Here is a 14,708-nt window from a genome sequence, read left to right as displayed (position 1 = left end):
GCGGGCACCGGGACAACTCTCGTCCGGGCCGGGCGCGAAGTACACGGGAACACTCCGGTCCCCGTCCCCGCGGCGGAAGCGGATCCGCCCGCGCCCCGCCCCGGGCCCGCGGTGGCCCGGGGACTGTCGGGCGACCTCCCACCGGAGAGCGGACGCGGCATGGTGCGTGCGGCTCCGAGGCACCGGAGGGGTGCGTACCGGGGCGTGGCCGCCCGGTCGGGGATCACCCGACGGGCTCTCAGGTGCCCGTGAGGTGTTCGGGGCGCACCGGCGTCCGGTCGAGCTCCAGTCCCGTCGCGTTCCGGATCGCCGCGAGGACGGCCGGGGTCGACGACAGGGTGGGGGCCTCGCCGACGCCGCGCAGCCCGTACGGGGCGTGGTCGTCGGCGAGTTCGAGCACGTCGACGGGGATGGCCGGGGTGTCGAGGATGGTGGGGATCAGGTAGTCCGTGAAGGACGGGTTGCGCACCTTCGCGGTGACGGGGTCGACGACGATCTCCTCCATGACCGCGATGCCCAGGCCCTGGGTGGTGCCGCCCTGGATCTGTCCTTCGACGGACAGCGGGTTGAGGGCCTTGCCGACGTCCTGGGCGCAGGCCAGTTCGACGACCTTGACCAGGCCGAGTTCGGTGTCGACCTCGACGACCGCGCGGTGGGCGGCGAAGGAGTACTGGACGTGCCCGTTGCCCTGTCCGGTGCGCAGGTCGAAGGGTTCGGTGGGGCGGTGGCGCCACTCCAGTTCGGTCTCGACGCTCTCGCCCTCCAGCACGTCCGCCAGGGCGGCCAGCACCTCGCCGCCGTCGGTGACGACCTTGCCGTCCTCCAGGAGCAGTTCGGCGGTGGCCCAGGCGGGGTGGTACGGGCCGAACCTGCGGCGGCCCAGCTCCAGGACCTTCTCGCGGACGGCCTCGCAGGCGTGTTTCACGGCGCCCCCGGTGACGTACGTCTGCCGGGACGCGGACGTGGAACCCGCCGAGCCGACCCGGGTGTCGGCGGGCTGGACGGTGACCCGGGCGACGCCGAGTTCGGTGCGGGCGATCTGGGCGTGGACGGTGACGCCGCCCTGGCCGACCTCCGCCATGGCGGTGTGCACGACCGCGACGGGTTCGCCGCCGACGACCTCGATACGGACCCGGGCGGTGGAGTAGTCGTCGAAGCCCTCGGAGAAGCCGACGTTCTTGATGCCGACCGCGTAGCCGACCCCGCGTACGACGCCTTCGCCGTGGGTGGTGTTGGACAGTCCGCCGGGCAGGGCCCGTACATCGGGCCGCTCGCCCGCAGTCTCCCACTGGCGCTCGGGCGGCAGCGGTCTGGCCTTGACGCGGCGCAGCAGTTCGGCGACGGGGGCGGGCGAGTCGACGACCTGGCCGGTGGGCAGGACGCTGCCCTGTTCCATGGCGTTGATCCGCCGGAACTCGACCGGGTCCATGCCGAGTTCGGCGGCCAGCTTGTCCATCTGGGCCTCGTAGGCGAAGCACGCCTGGACGGCTCCGAAACCGCGCATGGCCCCGCACGGCGGGTTGTTGGTGTAGAGCGCGACCGCCTCGATGTCGACGTCGTCGACGACGTACGGGCCGACGCCGAGCGAGGCGGCGTTGCCGACGACCGCCGGGGAGGAGGAGGCGTAGGCCCCGCCGTCCAGCACGATGCGGCACTTCACGTGGGTCAGCCGGCCGTCGCGGGTGGCCCCGTGCTCGTAGCGGAGTCTGGCGGGGTGCCGGTGGACGTGTCCGAAGAAGGACTCGAAGCGGTTGTAGACCATCTTGACGGGCCTGCCGGTGCGCAGGGCGAGGAGGCAGGCGTGGATCTGCATCGACAGGTCCTCGCGTCCGCCGAAGGCGCCGCCGACGCCGGAAAGCGTCATGCGGACCTTGTCCTCGGGCAGGCCGAGGACGGGGGCGATCTGGCGCCGGTCGGCGTGGAGCCACTGGGTGGCGACGTAGAGGTCGACACCGCCGTCCTCGGCGGGCACGGCCAGCCCGGACTCGGGCCCGAGGAACGCCTGGTCCTGCATGCCGAAGACGTACTCCCCGCCGACCACGACGTCGGCGCGGGCCGCCGCCGCCTCCGCGTCGCCGCGCACGACGGGCTGGCGGTGGACGATGTTGGGGTGCGGCACGTGTCCGGCGTGGTGGTCGGTGCGGTGCTCGTGGACGAGCGGGGCACCGGGGGCGAGCGCGGACGCCTCGTCGGTGACGACGGGCAGTTCGCGGTAGTCGATCCTGATCCTCGCGGCGGCGCGGCGGGCCGTCTCGGGGTGGTCGGCGGCGACGAGGGCCACGGGTTCGCCGTGGTGGCGGACCTTGCCGCGGGCCAGGGCCGGGGTGTCCTGGATCTCCAGCCCGTAGTTCTTGACGGCCGCGGGCAGGTCGTCGTGGGTGAGCACGGCGTGGACGCCGGGTGTGGCGAGCGCCTCCGCGATGTCGATGGAGACGATCTCGGCGTGCGCGAGCGTGGAACGCAGGGTGTGGCCCCAAAGCATGTCCTCGTGCCACATGTCGGAGGAGTACGCGAACTCCCCGGTGACCTTCAGGACGCCGTCGGGACGCGGGGTGGACTCCCCGATGCCGCCCCGGGTACGGGTGCCCTGGTCGGTGCCGGTGGGATCGCCGGTGACGCCCATCGTCAGACCGTCCCTTCCGCGCGGGCGGCCGCGAGGCGGACCGCGTCCATGATCTTCTCGTAACCGGTGCAACGGCAGAGGTTCCCGGAGAGCGCCTCGCGGATGTCCGCGTCGGACGGCCGGGGGCTGCGTTCGAGCAGGGCGTCGGCGGCGACCAGCAGGCCGGGGGTGCAGAAGCCGCACTGGACGGCCCCGGCATCAATGAACGCCTTTTGGATCGGGGCGAGTGCGCCGCCGTCCCGGGGCTCCTGCCCGACCGGTCCGGGCGTCCGCCGGATCTCGTCGGGCGGGGCGCCTTCGCCGTCGGCAGGCGCCGGGGACCGCCGGGCGGAGAGGTCGGCGAGGCCCTCCACGGTGACGATCTCACGTCCCTCGGCCTGCCCCGCCGCGACCAGGCAGGAGCAGACCGGCACCCCGTCCAGGCGGACCGTGCACGACCCGCATTCGCCTTGTTCGCAGGCGTTCTTCGAACCGGGCAGGCCCATCCGCTCCCGCAGGACGTGGAGCAGGGACTCGCCCTCCCAGACGTCGTCCGCCTCGTGGCGGCGGCCGTTGACGGTGAATGCGACACGCATGATCAGGCGGCTCCTTCGCTGCTGCGGCCGTCGCCGCGGTACGAGTCCCAGGTCCAGCCGAGGGTGCGGCGGGCCATGACCCCGACCGCGTGTCTGCGGTAGCGCGCGGTCCCCCGCACATCGTCGATCGGGTTGCAGGCGCCGGCGGCGAGGTCGGCGAAGCGCCGGACGAGGGACGGGGTGAGGGGCGTGCGGCTGTCCCAGAACCCGCCCTCGTCGAGCGCGGCGTTCAGGAACTCCTCGGCCGCCTTTGCCCGGACGGGCGTGGGTGCGGCCGAGCCGATGCCGGTGCGGACCGTGCGGGACCCGGGGTGCAGGGCCAGCCCGAAGGCGCAGACCGCGATGACCATGGCGTTGCGGGTGCCGACCTTGGAGTACTGCTGCGGCCCGTCGGCCCTTTTGACGTGCACGGCCCGGATCAGCTCGTCCGGGGCGAGGGCGTTGCGCTTGACACCGGTGTAGAAGGCGTCGATCGGGATCATCCTGGTCCCGCGCACGGACGCGGCCTCCACCTCGGCGCCCGCGGCGAGCAGCGCCGGGTGGGCGTCCCCGGCGGGCGAGGCGGTGCCCAGGTTGCCGCCGACGCCGCCGCGGTTGCGGATCTGCGGGGAGGCGACGGTGTGCGCGGCGAGCGCCAGGCCCGGCAGCTCGTCGCGCAGGTGCTCCATGATCCGGCTGTACGGCACGGACGCGCCGAGCCGTACGGTCTCCTCGCCCACCTCCCACTCGGACAGCTCGTCGACGCGGTTCAGGTCCATGAGGTGTTCGGGGCGCCGGTGGTCGAAGTTGATCTCGACCATCACATCGGTGCCGCCCGCGATGGGCACGGCCGTCGGGTGCGCGGCCTTGGCGGCGAGCGCCTCCTCCCAGTCGGCGGGGCGAAGGAAGTCCATGGGCGGCTCTCTCCTCGATCGGGGTCGTCGTCCGCCGGGCGGGGAGCCGGGGGGCGGGCGGAAGCCGGGGCCGGAGGCGCGGGGCGGGGCGGCCGGTCGTCGTCGGATCGTCCCTGTGTGGTTATCGCGGCACGGGCCCCAGTACACAAGGGGTGCTCCACCCGGTGCAGTCACCGAAACCATGAAGGCGTTGGCCGGCCGTTCCCGTCGTCTTGTAGATTCGAACGAATGGCGGGGAGCGGTGGTCTCACCGTTTCACCCGGAATTCACCCTCACCAACGAAAGAGATCGGCGGCGACGAGATGCGGCTGCGCGCACTGCTGGAGACCGACGCGCTGGGCCTGCGACTGCTCGGCGGCGAGGACGAGCTGGACCGGCCCGTACGCGGTGTGATGACCACGGACCTGCGCGACCCCAGCCGCTATCTGTCGGGCGGCGAGCTGGTCCTGACGGGGCTGGCCTGGCGTCGCGACGCGTCGGACTCGGAACCGTTCGTACGCATCCTGGTGCGCTCCGGGGTCGCCGGGCTGGCGGCGGGCGAGGCGGAGCTGGGGGCCGTCCCCGCCGATCTGGTCGACGCCTGCGCCCGGCACCGTCTGCCGCTCTTCGCCGTCCACGAGACCGTCGCATTCGCGACGATCACCGAGCACGTGGTGCGCCAGGTGTCGGGCGAACGCGCGGGCGATCTGGCCGCGGTCGTGGAGCGGCACCGCAGGCTGATGACCTCGGGTCCGGCGGGCGGCGGTCCGGACGTGGTCCTCGATCTGCTCGGTTCCGACCTCGACCTGCGCGCCTGGGTGCTCTCCCCCACCGGGCGGCAGATCGCGGGCGCCGGTGACGACCCGCTGCCGGCGCCGGTCGGCGCGGCGCTCGCCGGGCACCACATGGCCGCCGCCCGCGGCGGCCGACGGGCCCCGTACCGGACCGTGGTCGACGGCACCGCGTACGCCCTCTTCCCGATCCGGAACACCGGACGGGGCACGGCCGAGGTCCCGGGGGACGTGCGCGCCTCGGTGCTGTCGGACTGGCTGCTCGCGGTCGAGGCGGACCCGGGCGACTGGCCCGCGGCCCGGCTGGACCTGCTCCAGGGCGTCACCCAGCTGATCGCGGTCGAACGGGACCGGCGCGACGCGGCCCGCACGGTACGCCGCAGGCTCGCCCAGGAAGTCGTGGAGCTGGTCCAGACGGGGGCGCCGCCCGCCGAGATCGCCGCCCGGCTGCGGGTCGCCGCCCCGGTGCTGCTGCCGGGTCTGGGGGCGGCACCGCGTTGGCAGGTCGTGGTGGCGCGGGTCGAATGGGGCGGCGCGGGGGGCGGGCCCTCGGCGGGCCCCGGAGCCGGCACCGCCGTCACGGGCGGCACGACCGCCCAGGCGCTGCTGGAGGAGATCCTGGTCGACCCCGCGGTCACCGGCGCCGAGTCCGCCGACCGAACGGCCGTCGCCGACACGGGCGACGAGGCGGTGGCCCTCGTGCCCCTGCCCGCCCCGTCCGGGTCCGCCCAGGGCGCGGGCGGCGGCCCGGAGCCCGTCGGCGAGGACGTCTCGCTGCACGCCGAGGTGCTGCTCGGGGCCGTGCGCGAGCCCCTCTCCGCGGGCCTGGCCGAAGACGGCCGGCTCACCCTCGGTGTCAGCGCGGCCGTGCACTCGCCCGAGGGCCTGCGCGGGGCGCTGGAGGAGGCCCGGCACGCGCGCCGGGTGGCGGCGGCCCGTCCGGGCCGGGTCTGCGCCGCCGGGCACCACGAACTGGCCTCGCACGTGCTGCTGCTGCCGTTCGTCCCGGACGACGTGCGCCGCGCGTTCACCGCACGGTTGCTCGACCCGTTGCGCGACTACGACCGGCGCCACCGAGCGGAGCTGATCCCGACGCTGGAGGCGTTCCTGGACTGCGACGGTTCGTGGACCCGCTGCGCCTCCCGGCTCCACCTCCACGTCAACACACTGCGCTACCGGGTCGGGCGAATCGAGCAGTTGACGGGGCGTGACCTCTCGCGCCTGGAGGACAAGCTCGACTTCTTCCTCGCCCTGCGTATGAGCTGATTCCCGCCCCCTGCCGGGCCCGTCGGCCGATGCGGTGGTTTGTGAAATCTTTCACCTGACATCGCGACGACCTCTTGGCCCGGCGTGCCCATCCGTGCTGAGATGCCGCCCAGACTCAACTGCTCGATGGCGCGCTAGGGGAGGGCAATGTGGCGCATACCGCCATGTCTGGTTCCGGCACGACAGCAGATGACGATCCGCCGCTCCAGACCGCGGTATGGCGGCTGCGGTCACGCGCCTGCTGGACGGACGCCGCCGCGTTGCTCGAAGACGACGCCGCCACCGACCCGGCCGCGGCGCTCCAGCGGACCGCGCTGCTGACCGAGCGCTGTCTGTACACCGGGCAGGGCTGGACCGACGCCGAGGACGCCCTGCGCACCGCGGAGGCGCTCGCCCACGACGACGCCGAGCGCGGCGCCGCCGCCTGCGAGCGCGGCCACCTGGCGTACGCGTCGACGCTCCTGGGGGTGCGGGACCGGGCGGACGAGGCCAGTGTCGCCCTGAGCCGCGCCGCCGCGCTCCTCTCCCCGACCGCGCCGGGCCGCCCGCTGCTGGACTTCCGCCGCGGCCTGATCGCCCACAACATCGCCGACTCGCCCCAGGCGGCGCGTGCCGCGTACCGCAGGGCCCACGCCGGTGCCCTCGCACAGGACGACGCGTTACTGCTCTCCTCCACCTGGCGCCATCTCGCACTGCTCGCCCTGCGGGAGGGCGAGACGGCGGAGGCGCGACACGGCTTCGCCGAGTCCCTGCGGCTGCGGGAGGAGTTGGGCTACCTGATCGGTACGGCTCCGGCCCTCATTGCCCTCGCCGACGCCGAGCCGGAGCCGGAGACGGCGACCCGGCTGCGCGCCGAGGCGGGCCGGCTGTTCCGGCTGCTCGGAGGCGTACCGACATGGCTGGCCCCGCATCTGGACCCGCCGTCCCCGAGGACCGCCGAGGCGAACTGAGCAGCGCGGCACCGTCCACGCGCGAACCGCCCCGGGCAGCCCCACCGGGCCCCGGGCGGTCCGGGCCGCACGGCACGGGCCGGGGGCGGGGCGTACGGGCCGGGACGGTTCAGGTCCGCAGCGGTCCGGCCCGAGCGGGCCGGGGCGGTTCGCATCCGTACCCGGCTCAGCCCGCGGCTCCCGTGAAGTGCTCGCGCACCAACGACTGCACGGCGGTGAGGTCCTGGGCGATGAGCGCGTCGAGCAGGGCGGCGTGCTCGGCGGCGTCGGCCAGGAGATCGGCGCGACGGGTGGCGGGGTTGTTCGCGGCCGGCCACTGGGCACGGCGGTGCAGGTCGTCGGCGACCATCACCAGCTGTTCGTTGTCGCAGAGCGCGAGGATCGCGCCGTGGAACGCCCGGTCGGACTCCGCGTAGCCCGCTAGGTCCCCCACGGCGGCGGCGGTCGCGGTGGCCTCGGCGAGCGGGCGCAGGGCGCGCCAGCGGGCGGGCGGGACGGTCCGGGCCAGCCGCAGCACGACGGGGACCTCTATCAGGGCCCGCACCTCGGCCAGTTGGGCGAGCTCGCGGGGGCCGCGCCGCGACACCCGGAAGCCGCGGTTCGGCACGACCTCGACGGCGCCCTCGACGGCCAGTCGCTGCATCGCCTCGCGCACCGGGGTCGCGGAGACCCCGAAGCGGGCGCCGAGGGCCGGGGCGGAGTACACCTCCCCCGGAACCAGCTGACCGTCGGCCAGGGCGGCCCGCAGTGCCTCCAGCACCTGGCCGCGCACCGAGTGGCGCCGCACCGCCGGACGCGGGGGCGGTGCGGCGGCCGGGACGGACGGAGCGGGCGGGACGGACGATGCGGACGACCGGGCCGGCTCGGCATGGGTGTGCTCGCCGCGCGCCTGGTCCGGCACGCGGTCGGGGCGTGACTGCTCCCCCCGCGCCTGCCCGGGCACCCGCGCGGGTACGGAGGCGGGCACGGACGGCGGACGCGCCTGTCCACACGCTCTGACCTGCTCCACCCGGACCTCCTCGGCCTGCCGTGGGCGCGGCTCGCGTGCGCCATGCCCCCGTGCACGATAGGCGGAACGGGTGACAGTTCACACCTCGATCGACTCGGGTAAGGTAAGCCTTACCTGCAAACATCGTGATTCGGCGGTCCCGCATGACACTCCCCGCCCTGTGTTCCGGCACCTCCGCGTCCGCCGTGGCGGACGCGTACACGCGCCTGGCCGAGGCCTTCCCCGGGCTGCGCGCGGACGTGCTGCCGGACGGCGAGGACATGCCCCGGGGCGACGGCTGGGTGCGCGCGGACGAGCTCGCGGCGGGCGGCGACGCGCTCGACCTCTTCCTCTCCTGGGACCACGCGCAGATGGTGCGGGACTACGGGCAGCAGCCGCGTCCGGACGTGGTCGCCGGTTTCGGGCTGCACCGCTATGCCTGGCCCGCCTGCCTGCTGGTGACGGTGCCGTGGTTCCTGCACCGCCGAGTGCCCCGGATCCCCGTCGAGGACGTGGCGTTCCAGCGGGCAGTGGGCCGCATGACCGTCCGCGTCACGGAATTCGCCTGCCTCCCGGACGATCCGGCAGCCGTACTGCCGGGCGCCCGGCCAGTCCCGGACGAGGCGGCACTGCGGGCCGAGGTCCTCGCCGCCGTGGCCGAGCACATCGGCCCGGTGCTGGACGGTTTCCGGCCGCGGATGCGGCGCGGCAGCCGGGCGCTGTGGGGCATGGCGACGGACGAGGTCGTCGAGGGGCTCTGGTACATCGCCTCGCTGCTCGGCGAGGAGCGGCGCGCGATGACCGAGCTGGAGGCGCTGCTGCCGGGCACCGAGAAGCCGTACGTGGGCACGCCGGGCTTCCGTGAACTGACCGGGCCGAACGGCGAACCGCTCCCCACCCGGGACCGGGTGAGCTGCTGCCTCTTCTACACCCTGCGCCCCGAGGACACCTGTGTCACCTGCCCCCGCACCTGTGACGCGGAGCGGGTACGGAAACTGACGCCCACTCACTGAACGACACCCCTCGAACGGGTAGTAGTATTCGAACGCAGTTCACTGGCCGTGTACGGGTATTCGACCAGATCCCGGCTATCCGTATGCGCTGCCAACCCAATGGCGTTCTCTTGTCCCGAAACCCCCTGTGTGTGATGAGGTTTCGGCAATCATGGCGCCCGAAATGCCCTACGTGACGCAAGGGACCGCGCATGAGACTGACCGACATATCGCTGAATTGGCTGCTTCCGGGCGCCGTGCTGCTCGTGGGAGTCCTGGCGGCGGTGGCGGTGGTCGTACGCGGCAAGCGCGCCGCCGACAAGTCCGCCGCCGACGACAGCTGGGAGCGCAGCGAGGAGCGCCGCAGGCGCAAGGAGGCGGTGTACGCCATCGCCTCGTACGTCCTGCTCTTCTGCTGCGCGGCCGTCGCCGCCGCCCTCTCCTTCCATGGGCTCGTGGGCTTCGGCAAGCAGAACCTCGGCCTCTCCGGGGGCTGGGAGTACCTCGTTCCGTTCGGCCTCGACGGGGCCGCGATGTTCTGTTCCGTCCTCGCCGTGCGCGAGGCCAGCCACGGTGACGCGGCGCTCGGTTCGCGACTGCTCGTGTGGCTGTTCGCCGGTGCCGCGGCCTGGTTCAACTGGGTGCACGCCCCCCGGGGTGTGGACCACGCGGGCGCCCCGCAGTTCTTCGCGGGGATGTCGCTCTCGGCGGCCGTGCTCTTCGACCGCGCGCTGAAGCAGACCCGCCGGGCCGCGCTGCGTGAGCAGGGCCTGGTGCCCCGCCCGCTGCCGCAGATCCGGATCGTGCGGTGGCTGCGTGCCCCCCGGGAGACCTTCGGCGCCTGGTCGCTGATGCTGCTCGAGGGCGTGCGCACACTGGACGAAGCGGTCGAGGAGGTACGCGAGGACCGGCGGGAGAAGGAGCAGGAACGCCTCCGCAGGAAGGAACAGGCCAAGCTGGACCGGGCCCACATCAAGGCACTGAACCGGCAGCACCGGGCCTGGGGCCGACTCGGCCGGGGCGGCACCCAGGTGGAGGTCCAGCAGCTCCCTCCTACGACCGGAGCCGCCCCATCGACGGCGGAGCCGGTGATACCGGAACAAGGACAGCTGCCCTTGCGGCCGTCCCTGCAGGCCGTCACGGGGGCGCCCCGGAGCGACCAGGACCGGAAGGCGGGTGAGCCGGTCACCGTCGACCTCACCGCCGAGGACGACACCCAGGCGCTGCCCCGGCTCGACTCGCTGGAGCGGAAACTGAAGGATCTGGAGCAGCAGTTCGGCTGACGCTCCGTCGCGAGAGGCCCTGACGGCCCGGTTGCTTCCGGGCTCTCAGGGCCTCTCGCCGTCCAGCTCGAACCAGACGACCTTGCCCAGGGCTCGTGCGTCGATTCCCCAGGCGTCCGCGAGACTCCGGACCAGAATCAGCCCCCGGCCGTGCGTACCGTCGTCGGCGTCCGGTACGTACGGCGGGGACGGCAACGGCCCGAAGTCCCGCACTTCCACCCGGAGTCCGGCGGGACCCACGCTCGCCGTGACGACGGCCCCGTGCCTCGTGTGGATCAGCGCGTTGGTCACCAGCTCGCTGAGCAGGAGCTCCGCCGCTTCGGCCGGCTCGGCCCGCCAGCGGTGGCGGAGCAGCTCCCGCAGCGCGCGACGGACTTCGCTCACGGCCGCCAGTTCGGTGTGTGCCAGCCGTCTCCGCATCCGGGCCGGCCCCCACGCCTCCCGTCGCGGCCCCACCCCCTCGCTCTTCGGACCGGCCTCTTCCTGACGCTGCGTCTTCTCCCCCGCGCGCACAGTGAATCGCCCCCTTTTCGTCGTCTCGTCGGACTCCTTCTCGGAACACGGTCACGGGGATGCATGCCCCCGGGGAGGACCGTCACGCTTGTAGGACCACCCCTATGTGAATGCGCGCACGAGCAATCCGAGCCCTCGGGTGCACATCGGCGTCGTCTTTCCGACCCTGCGGTGAACTTCCACAGAATTCCCATGGATCGGCGTTGACGAGTCCATGTCTACGCGCGTCATCATGGAGGGCATGAGAATCCCCCCACGGATCACCACACTCGGCGGCGCCGCCGCCCTCGTGTCCGCGCTCCTCGTCGGCGGCCCCGTCGTCACGGCCGCCACCGCCGCCCCCGCCTCGGTCGGCAGCATCTGCTACTCGGATCTGCCGACCCAGGCGCACGACACCCTCCGCCTGATCGCGGCGGGCGGGCCCTTCCCGTACTCGCAGGACGGTTCCGTATTCCAGAACCGTGAAGGCGTCCTGCCCAAGCAGAGCACCGGCTACTACCACGAGTACACGGTCATCACCCCCGGCTCCCCGACCCGCGGCGCGCGACGCGTCGTCACGGGCGATCGGGTGCGGGAGGACTACTACACCAGCGACCACTACGCCACCTTCGACCTGATCGACCGCGGCTGCTGAAGCCCGGCCCCGAACCGATCCGCGCCGTAGCCCCCCACCTGCGGCGCGGATCGCCGTCCGCACGGGCGGCCCGGCCCGCTCCCGGCCCTCGGACCTGTAGCCTCCGGTCATGACCGTGACCTATGTGATCGACGGCTCCCGGGTCACCGGCCTGGAGCGGTTCTGGACCGTCATCGGCGAGGCCGTGAACGGCCCCGGCGGATACTTCGGCCGCAACTTCGACGCCCTGGCGGACTGTCTGGGCGGCGGGATGGGCACTCCGGAGGACGGGGACTTCGTCATCGAATGGCGGGACCACGAACGGTCGGCGCAGGCCCTGGGCCACGAGGAGACGGCCCGTTACCTGCGGGAGAGCCTCGCACGCGTGCACGAGAGCAACCGGGCCGAGGTGCGGCGCCGGCTCGACGACGCGCTGGCCGGGCGGGGGCCGACCCTGTTCGACCTGCTCGTGGACGTCCTCACGGCCGGGACGCGGCCCGGCGCGCTCAGACTGCTGTGAACCGACGGCGACGGCCGGCCTGCCCGCGGAGGGGAATCCCTCTGCGGGCAGGCCATTGTCCTGTGTCCGAAGGTCTCAGTACTTGGTGGAGACGGTCACACCGTCGAATCCCTCAACGGCGTGCAGGCTGATGAAGCGGTCTCCGGCTTCCGGGTGGTCGATGGTCAGCGTGTGCTCGTTCCCGGCGCCGACGGCCCGGCTGGTGTAGGCGGTGGTGGTCGCCCACTTGTCCGCGTTGTAGTAGAGGTCGGCGTCGCCCGTGCCGCCGGTCACGGTGATCTGCAGCTGAGCGGTGCCCGCCGGGATGCGTACGTACAGATAGGCGTAGTCGTCCTTGACCGCCTTCAGCCCGCTGCGCTTGCAGTCCTTGCCCAGCTCCCTGGTGTCCTTCCCGGCGCACTCGCCCCCGGGCTCGGTGGGCGTGCCGCCGCCGCAGCTGCCGGCCGCGCAGGCGGTCAGCCAAGTGTTCCAGTCGGCTTCGTAACGGTCGCCGATGGTCGATGTGAGCAGGGTGCGGCCACCGTCCCAGTCACCCTTGCGGTAGAGGCCGAGGAGCGTGTCGATGTCCGCGCGGTGGGACTCCAGCATGTAACGGACGGCCAGATAGCCCCAGTTGTAGACTCGGGTCTGGTCGGCGTTCTCGTAGGTGGTGTCGAACAGGGTCCGCAGGGTGTAGGTGTGGTTCGCGGCCTGGGTGGCGGCGTCGTCGTAGTTGACCTTGCGGTACGAGTAGGAGACGTACTCCGCGAAGCCCTCGACCCACCAGACGGTCGGCGTGGTCAGTCCGTCCTCGAAGTCGCCGTGCATGTTGAAGCGGCCGTCGAGGTAGTGCGTGTACTCGTGGTTCAGGTTCCAGATCTGGAAGTCGGGGCGGACCCACTCGGCCTCGTAGGCGATGAACCGGGGCTGATTGCCTTCCGCGGCGGGGTCGCCTTCCAGGTACATGCCGCCGTTGTTCGTGTTGATGCCGTAGATCGCGCCGGCGTAGGTCTGGTAGTCGGTGCTGGAGTCGAAGACCACGACCTCGATGGTCTTGTTGTTGTCGTCGGCGACCGGGCCGTTGTCCCGGGCCACCTCGTGGAAGTAGGCGTCCTGGTTGCGCAGGCTGGTACAGCTGGCCTCGAGTTCCTCCGCGGCCATGTCCTGCGCCCGGATGGTGATGCTGTCGCTGCAGGTGTGCTTCACCGGCAGGACGGCCTTCTCGAGACGCTCCGCGAGGTCACAGGTGCCGTAATACGAGCAGTTCGCCTTGTCGTAGGCCTCGACCATCTGCGCCACGGCGACCCAGAGCGGGGCGGTGGGTCCGGTGATGGAACTCTTGCCGAGCAGTCCGGCGGCCAACGGGCTCGCCTTGGGGCGCAGGGAGTCTTCCTTGAGGAAGCGACCGAGCTCAAGTCCCGCGTTGGAAGCGAGGAACGACTGCTTGGTGCCCAGCAGGTCGAGATGGCGCGACGCGAAGTCGCTGAGGGCCTCCAGCACGCTGGGGTCGGCCTCCACCGCGGCGATGAACTCCGGCACCTGGTGACCGCGGAAGAACACCGTGTACACGCTGTTCACGGCGTTGACCATGTACCAGAACTCGTTGTACGAGGAGTCGTAGTCGGCCAGCAGCCGCTTGACGACGGACAGGTAGCGGGCGTTCTCCACGGCGCTGTCGATCAATATGACGGCCTCGGACAGGGTCTGCCCGTTGGCGTCGGTGACGTCGAAGGCGTGCGAGGAGGCGAAGAACGCGTCGAGCGCGCCCTGGATGGCCGTACGCAGTTCCGGCCCGTAGCTGCCCACCGTGTCGGGGTCGTAGAACTGCACGTAGTACCCGGCTCGGAGATAGAGGACCAGCTGGGGCATGCCGGTACTGCTGTCGCCGGGGTAGGCGGCCGATCCCTCGCGCATGGCATTGGCGACGGTGACCATCTGCGCCTCACGGAAGGCCAGATTGCCGTCGTTGCCCTTGACGCGGAACAGCGTGTTGACGCAGTCGGTCGTCGACGACTTGATCTGCTGGACCAGGTCGCTTCCGGTGCGGCTGGTGAAGTCGCTGACGTTGCACTCGGCCGCGGTCCGGGCCTTGGATCCGGCCTTGGCCTTGGAGTCGGCCTTCATCGACGGCGCCGGGTGGCTCGGGAGCGTCGCTCCGGGGTCGTCGTAGTCCCGCCGCAGTGCGTCCTTGGATGCGGACAACGGCGGGCGGTCGGCGGCCTTGAGGGCCTTGCGGCCGAAGTGGTCGGCGTCGTCCGCAGGTGCGGTCGGCGCCTCGGCCGAGGGGCCGACGGGCCTCGCGGCAGGCCCGCCGCCCGTACGGACCGGACCGGCGTCGCCGGCCTGGGCGCGACCGGTCGCCGACGATACGGTCGAGCGCTGCTCGACGGCCTGGCTCGGCGCGGAGAGCAGGCCCAGGCCCAGGCATGCTGCCAGGACCGCAGTGGACAATCCAGTGAATCGTTGTCGAACCGTTCGGTTCTTCACGTGCCGCCTCCCAGCGGTGTGTCAACCGCGCGACTGCGCGGGTGGGGGGACGCGAGGAAGCGGACGGGGGATGGCATGAGCACACCCACTTCCTTCGCGGGCTGTACAATGGCACATGTCACATGTCCTTAGGAACCCCTCTCGCGCACATTGCTCTTCAGAACAACTCGCGGCTCGTGCGAGGGACTTCGCTCGACCGTCGGTACGCACCGGTCGCCGCCGGACGCCTCACCGAGGAGCAGTCGTCCGGGCCGGA

Annotated in this window: 12 protein-coding genes; 6 read left to right on the top strand and 6 right to left on the bottom strand. The window is 72.4% G+C overall.

What is annotated here, in order from left to right; genetic code table 11:
- Positions 1-238: 238 nt before the first annotated feature.
- The 3 genes from ACFYY6_RS11575 to ACFYY6_RS11565 are packed head-to-tail and all read right to left on the bottom strand — an operon-like array spanning position 239 to position 4,091.
- Positions 239-2,623: a molybdopterin cofactor-binding domain-containing protein gene (locus tag ACFYY6_RS11575; RefSeq protein ID WP_351523756.1), complete on the bottom strand. Its 2,385-nt coding sequence runs from the start codon at positions 2,621-2,623 to the stop codon at positions 239-241.
- A 2-nt stretch (positions 2,624-2,625) separates the two neighbouring features.
- Positions 2,626-3,198 (bottom strand): (2Fe-2S)-binding protein, encoded by a 573-nt coding sequence (locus ACFYY6_RS11570; RefSeq protein ID WP_351523758.1) that lies wholly within the window; start codon positions 3,196-3,198, stop codon positions 2,626-2,628.
- A 2-nt stretch (positions 3,199-3,200) separates the two neighbouring features.
- Positions 3,201-4,091 (bottom strand): xanthine dehydrogenase family protein subunit M, encoded by an 891-nt coding sequence (locus ACFYY6_RS11565; RefSeq protein ID WP_360104601.1) that lies wholly within the window; start codon positions 4,089-4,091, stop codon positions 3,201-3,203.
- A gap of 302 nt (positions 4,092-4,393) precedes the next feature.
- Here ACFYY6_RS11565 and ACFYY6_RS11560 point away from each other — a divergent pair, with 302 nt between their 5' ends.
- Together ACFYY6_RS11560 and ACFYY6_RS11555 are read left to right on the top strand one after the other, a co-directional pair.
- Positions 4,394-6,127 carry a PucR family transcriptional regulator gene (locus tag ACFYY6_RS11560; RefSeq protein ID WP_389192824.1) on the top strand — a complete coding sequence of 578 codons (1,734 nt, stop codon included), beginning with the start codon at positions 4,394-4,396 and terminating at the stop codon, positions 6,125-6,127.
- A gap of 164 nt (positions 6,128-6,291) precedes the next feature.
- Positions 6,292-7,077 (top strand): hypothetical protein, encoded by a 786-nt coding sequence (locus ACFYY6_RS11555; protein WP_351523763.1) that lies wholly within the window; start codon positions 6,292-6,294, stop codon positions 7,075-7,077.
- 166 nt (positions 7,078-7,243) lie between these two features.
- Here ACFYY6_RS11555 and ACFYY6_RS11550 read toward each other — a convergent pair whose 3' ends face one another.
- Entirely contained in the window at positions 7,244-8,086 is an 843-nt protein-coding gene (locus ACFYY6_RS11550; protein WP_386608951.1) for a GntR family transcriptional regulator, read from the bottom strand.
- Between the two features lie 143 nt (positions 8,087-8,229).
- Here ACFYY6_RS11550 and ACFYY6_RS11545 point away from each other — a divergent pair, with 143 nt between their 5' ends.
- Together ACFYY6_RS11545 and ACFYY6_RS11540 are read left to right on the top strand one after the other, a co-directional pair.
- Positions 8,230-9,078, top strand: coding sequence for a (2Fe-2S)-binding protein (locus ACFYY6_RS11545; protein WP_389192821.1), 849 nt, complete (start codon positions 8,230-8,232; stop codon positions 9,076-9,078).
- A gap of 191 nt (positions 9,079-9,269) precedes the next feature.
- Positions 9,270-10,340, top strand: coding sequence for a DUF2637 domain-containing protein (locus ACFYY6_RS11540; protein WP_351524447.1), 1,071 nt, complete (start codon positions 9,270-9,272; stop codon positions 10,338-10,340).
- A gap of 45 nt (positions 10,341-10,385) precedes the next feature.
- On the opposite strand, the gene ACFYY6_RS11535 is transcribed toward ACFYY6_RS11540, so the two are convergent.
- Complete coding sequence (locus ACFYY6_RS11535; protein ID WP_389192895.1) at positions 10,386-10,760, bottom strand: ATP-binding protein; 375 nt, start codon at positions 10,758-10,760, stop codon at positions 10,386-10,388.
- 334 nt (positions 10,761-11,094) lie between these two features.
- Between ACFYY6_RS11535 and ACFYY6_RS11530 the strand changes: the two genes are divergently transcribed.
- Complete coding sequence (locus tag ACFYY6_RS11530; RefSeq protein WP_351524446.1) at positions 11,095-11,487, top strand: ribonuclease domain-containing protein; 393 nt, start codon at positions 11,095-11,097, stop codon at positions 11,485-11,487.
- A 109-nt stretch (positions 11,488-11,596) separates the two neighbouring features.
- Positions 11,597-11,986, top strand: coding sequence for a barstar family protein (locus ACFYY6_RS11525; RefSeq protein WP_351628740.1), 390 nt, complete (start codon positions 11,597-11,599; stop codon positions 11,984-11,986).
- Between the two features lie 75 nt (positions 11,987-12,061).
- Here the strand turns inward: ACFYY6_RS11525 and ACFYY6_RS11520 are convergent, their stop codons facing one another.
- Positions 12,062-14,452, bottom strand: a complete 2,391-nt coding sequence (locus ACFYY6_RS11520) for a M9 family metallopeptidase (protein ID WP_389192818.1) — start codon at positions 14,450-14,452, stop codon at positions 12,062-12,064.
- Positions 14,453-14,708: the final 256 nt, after the last annotated feature.

The sequence above is a fragment of the Streptomyces sp. NPDC001750 genome (assembly GCF_042892615.1).
Lineage (GTDB): Bacteria > Actinomycetota > Actinomycetes > Streptomycetales > Streptomycetaceae > Streptomyces.
This window is presented reverse-complemented; position numbering and strand designations above follow the sequence as displayed.

Coding starts and splice junctions, on each gene's coding strand:
- ACFYY6_RS11575 (WP_351523756.1), bottom strand. CDS start 2,623: ATGGGCGTCACCGGCGATCCCACCGGCACCGACCAGGGCACCCGTACC.
- ACFYY6_RS11570 (WP_351523758.1), bottom strand. CDS start 3,198: ATGCGTGTCGCATTCACCGTCAACGGCCGCCGCCACGAGGCGGACGAC.
- ACFYY6_RS11565 (WP_360104601.1), bottom strand. CDS start 4,091: ATGGACTTCCTTCGCCCCGCCGACTGGGAGGAGGCGCTCGCCGCCAAG.
- ACFYY6_RS11560 (WP_389192824.1), top strand. CDS start 4,394: ATGCGGCTGCGCGCACTGCTGGAGACCGACGCGCTGGGCCTGCGACTG.
- ACFYY6_RS11555 (WP_351523763.1), top strand. CDS start 6,292: ATGTCTGGTTCCGGCACGACAGCAGATGACGATCCGCCGCTCCAGACC.
- ACFYY6_RS11545 (WP_389192821.1), top strand. CDS start 8,230: ATGACACTCCCCGCCCTGTGTTCCGGCACCTCCGCGTCCGCCGTGGCG.
- ACFYY6_RS11540 (WP_351524447.1), top strand. CDS start 9,270: ATGAGACTGACCGACATATCGCTGAATTGGCTGCTTCCGGGCGCCGTG.
- ACFYY6_RS11535 (WP_389192895.1), bottom strand. CDS start 10,760: ATGCGGAGACGGCTGGCACACACCGAACTGGCGGCCGTGAGCGAAGTC.
- ACFYY6_RS11530 (WP_351524446.1), top strand. CDS start 11,095: ATGAGAATCCCCCCACGGATCACCACACTCGGCGGCGCCGCCGCCCTC.
- ACFYY6_RS11525 (WP_351628740.1), top strand. CDS start 11,597: ATGACCGTGACCTATGTGATCGACGGCTCCCGGGTCACCGGCCTGGAG.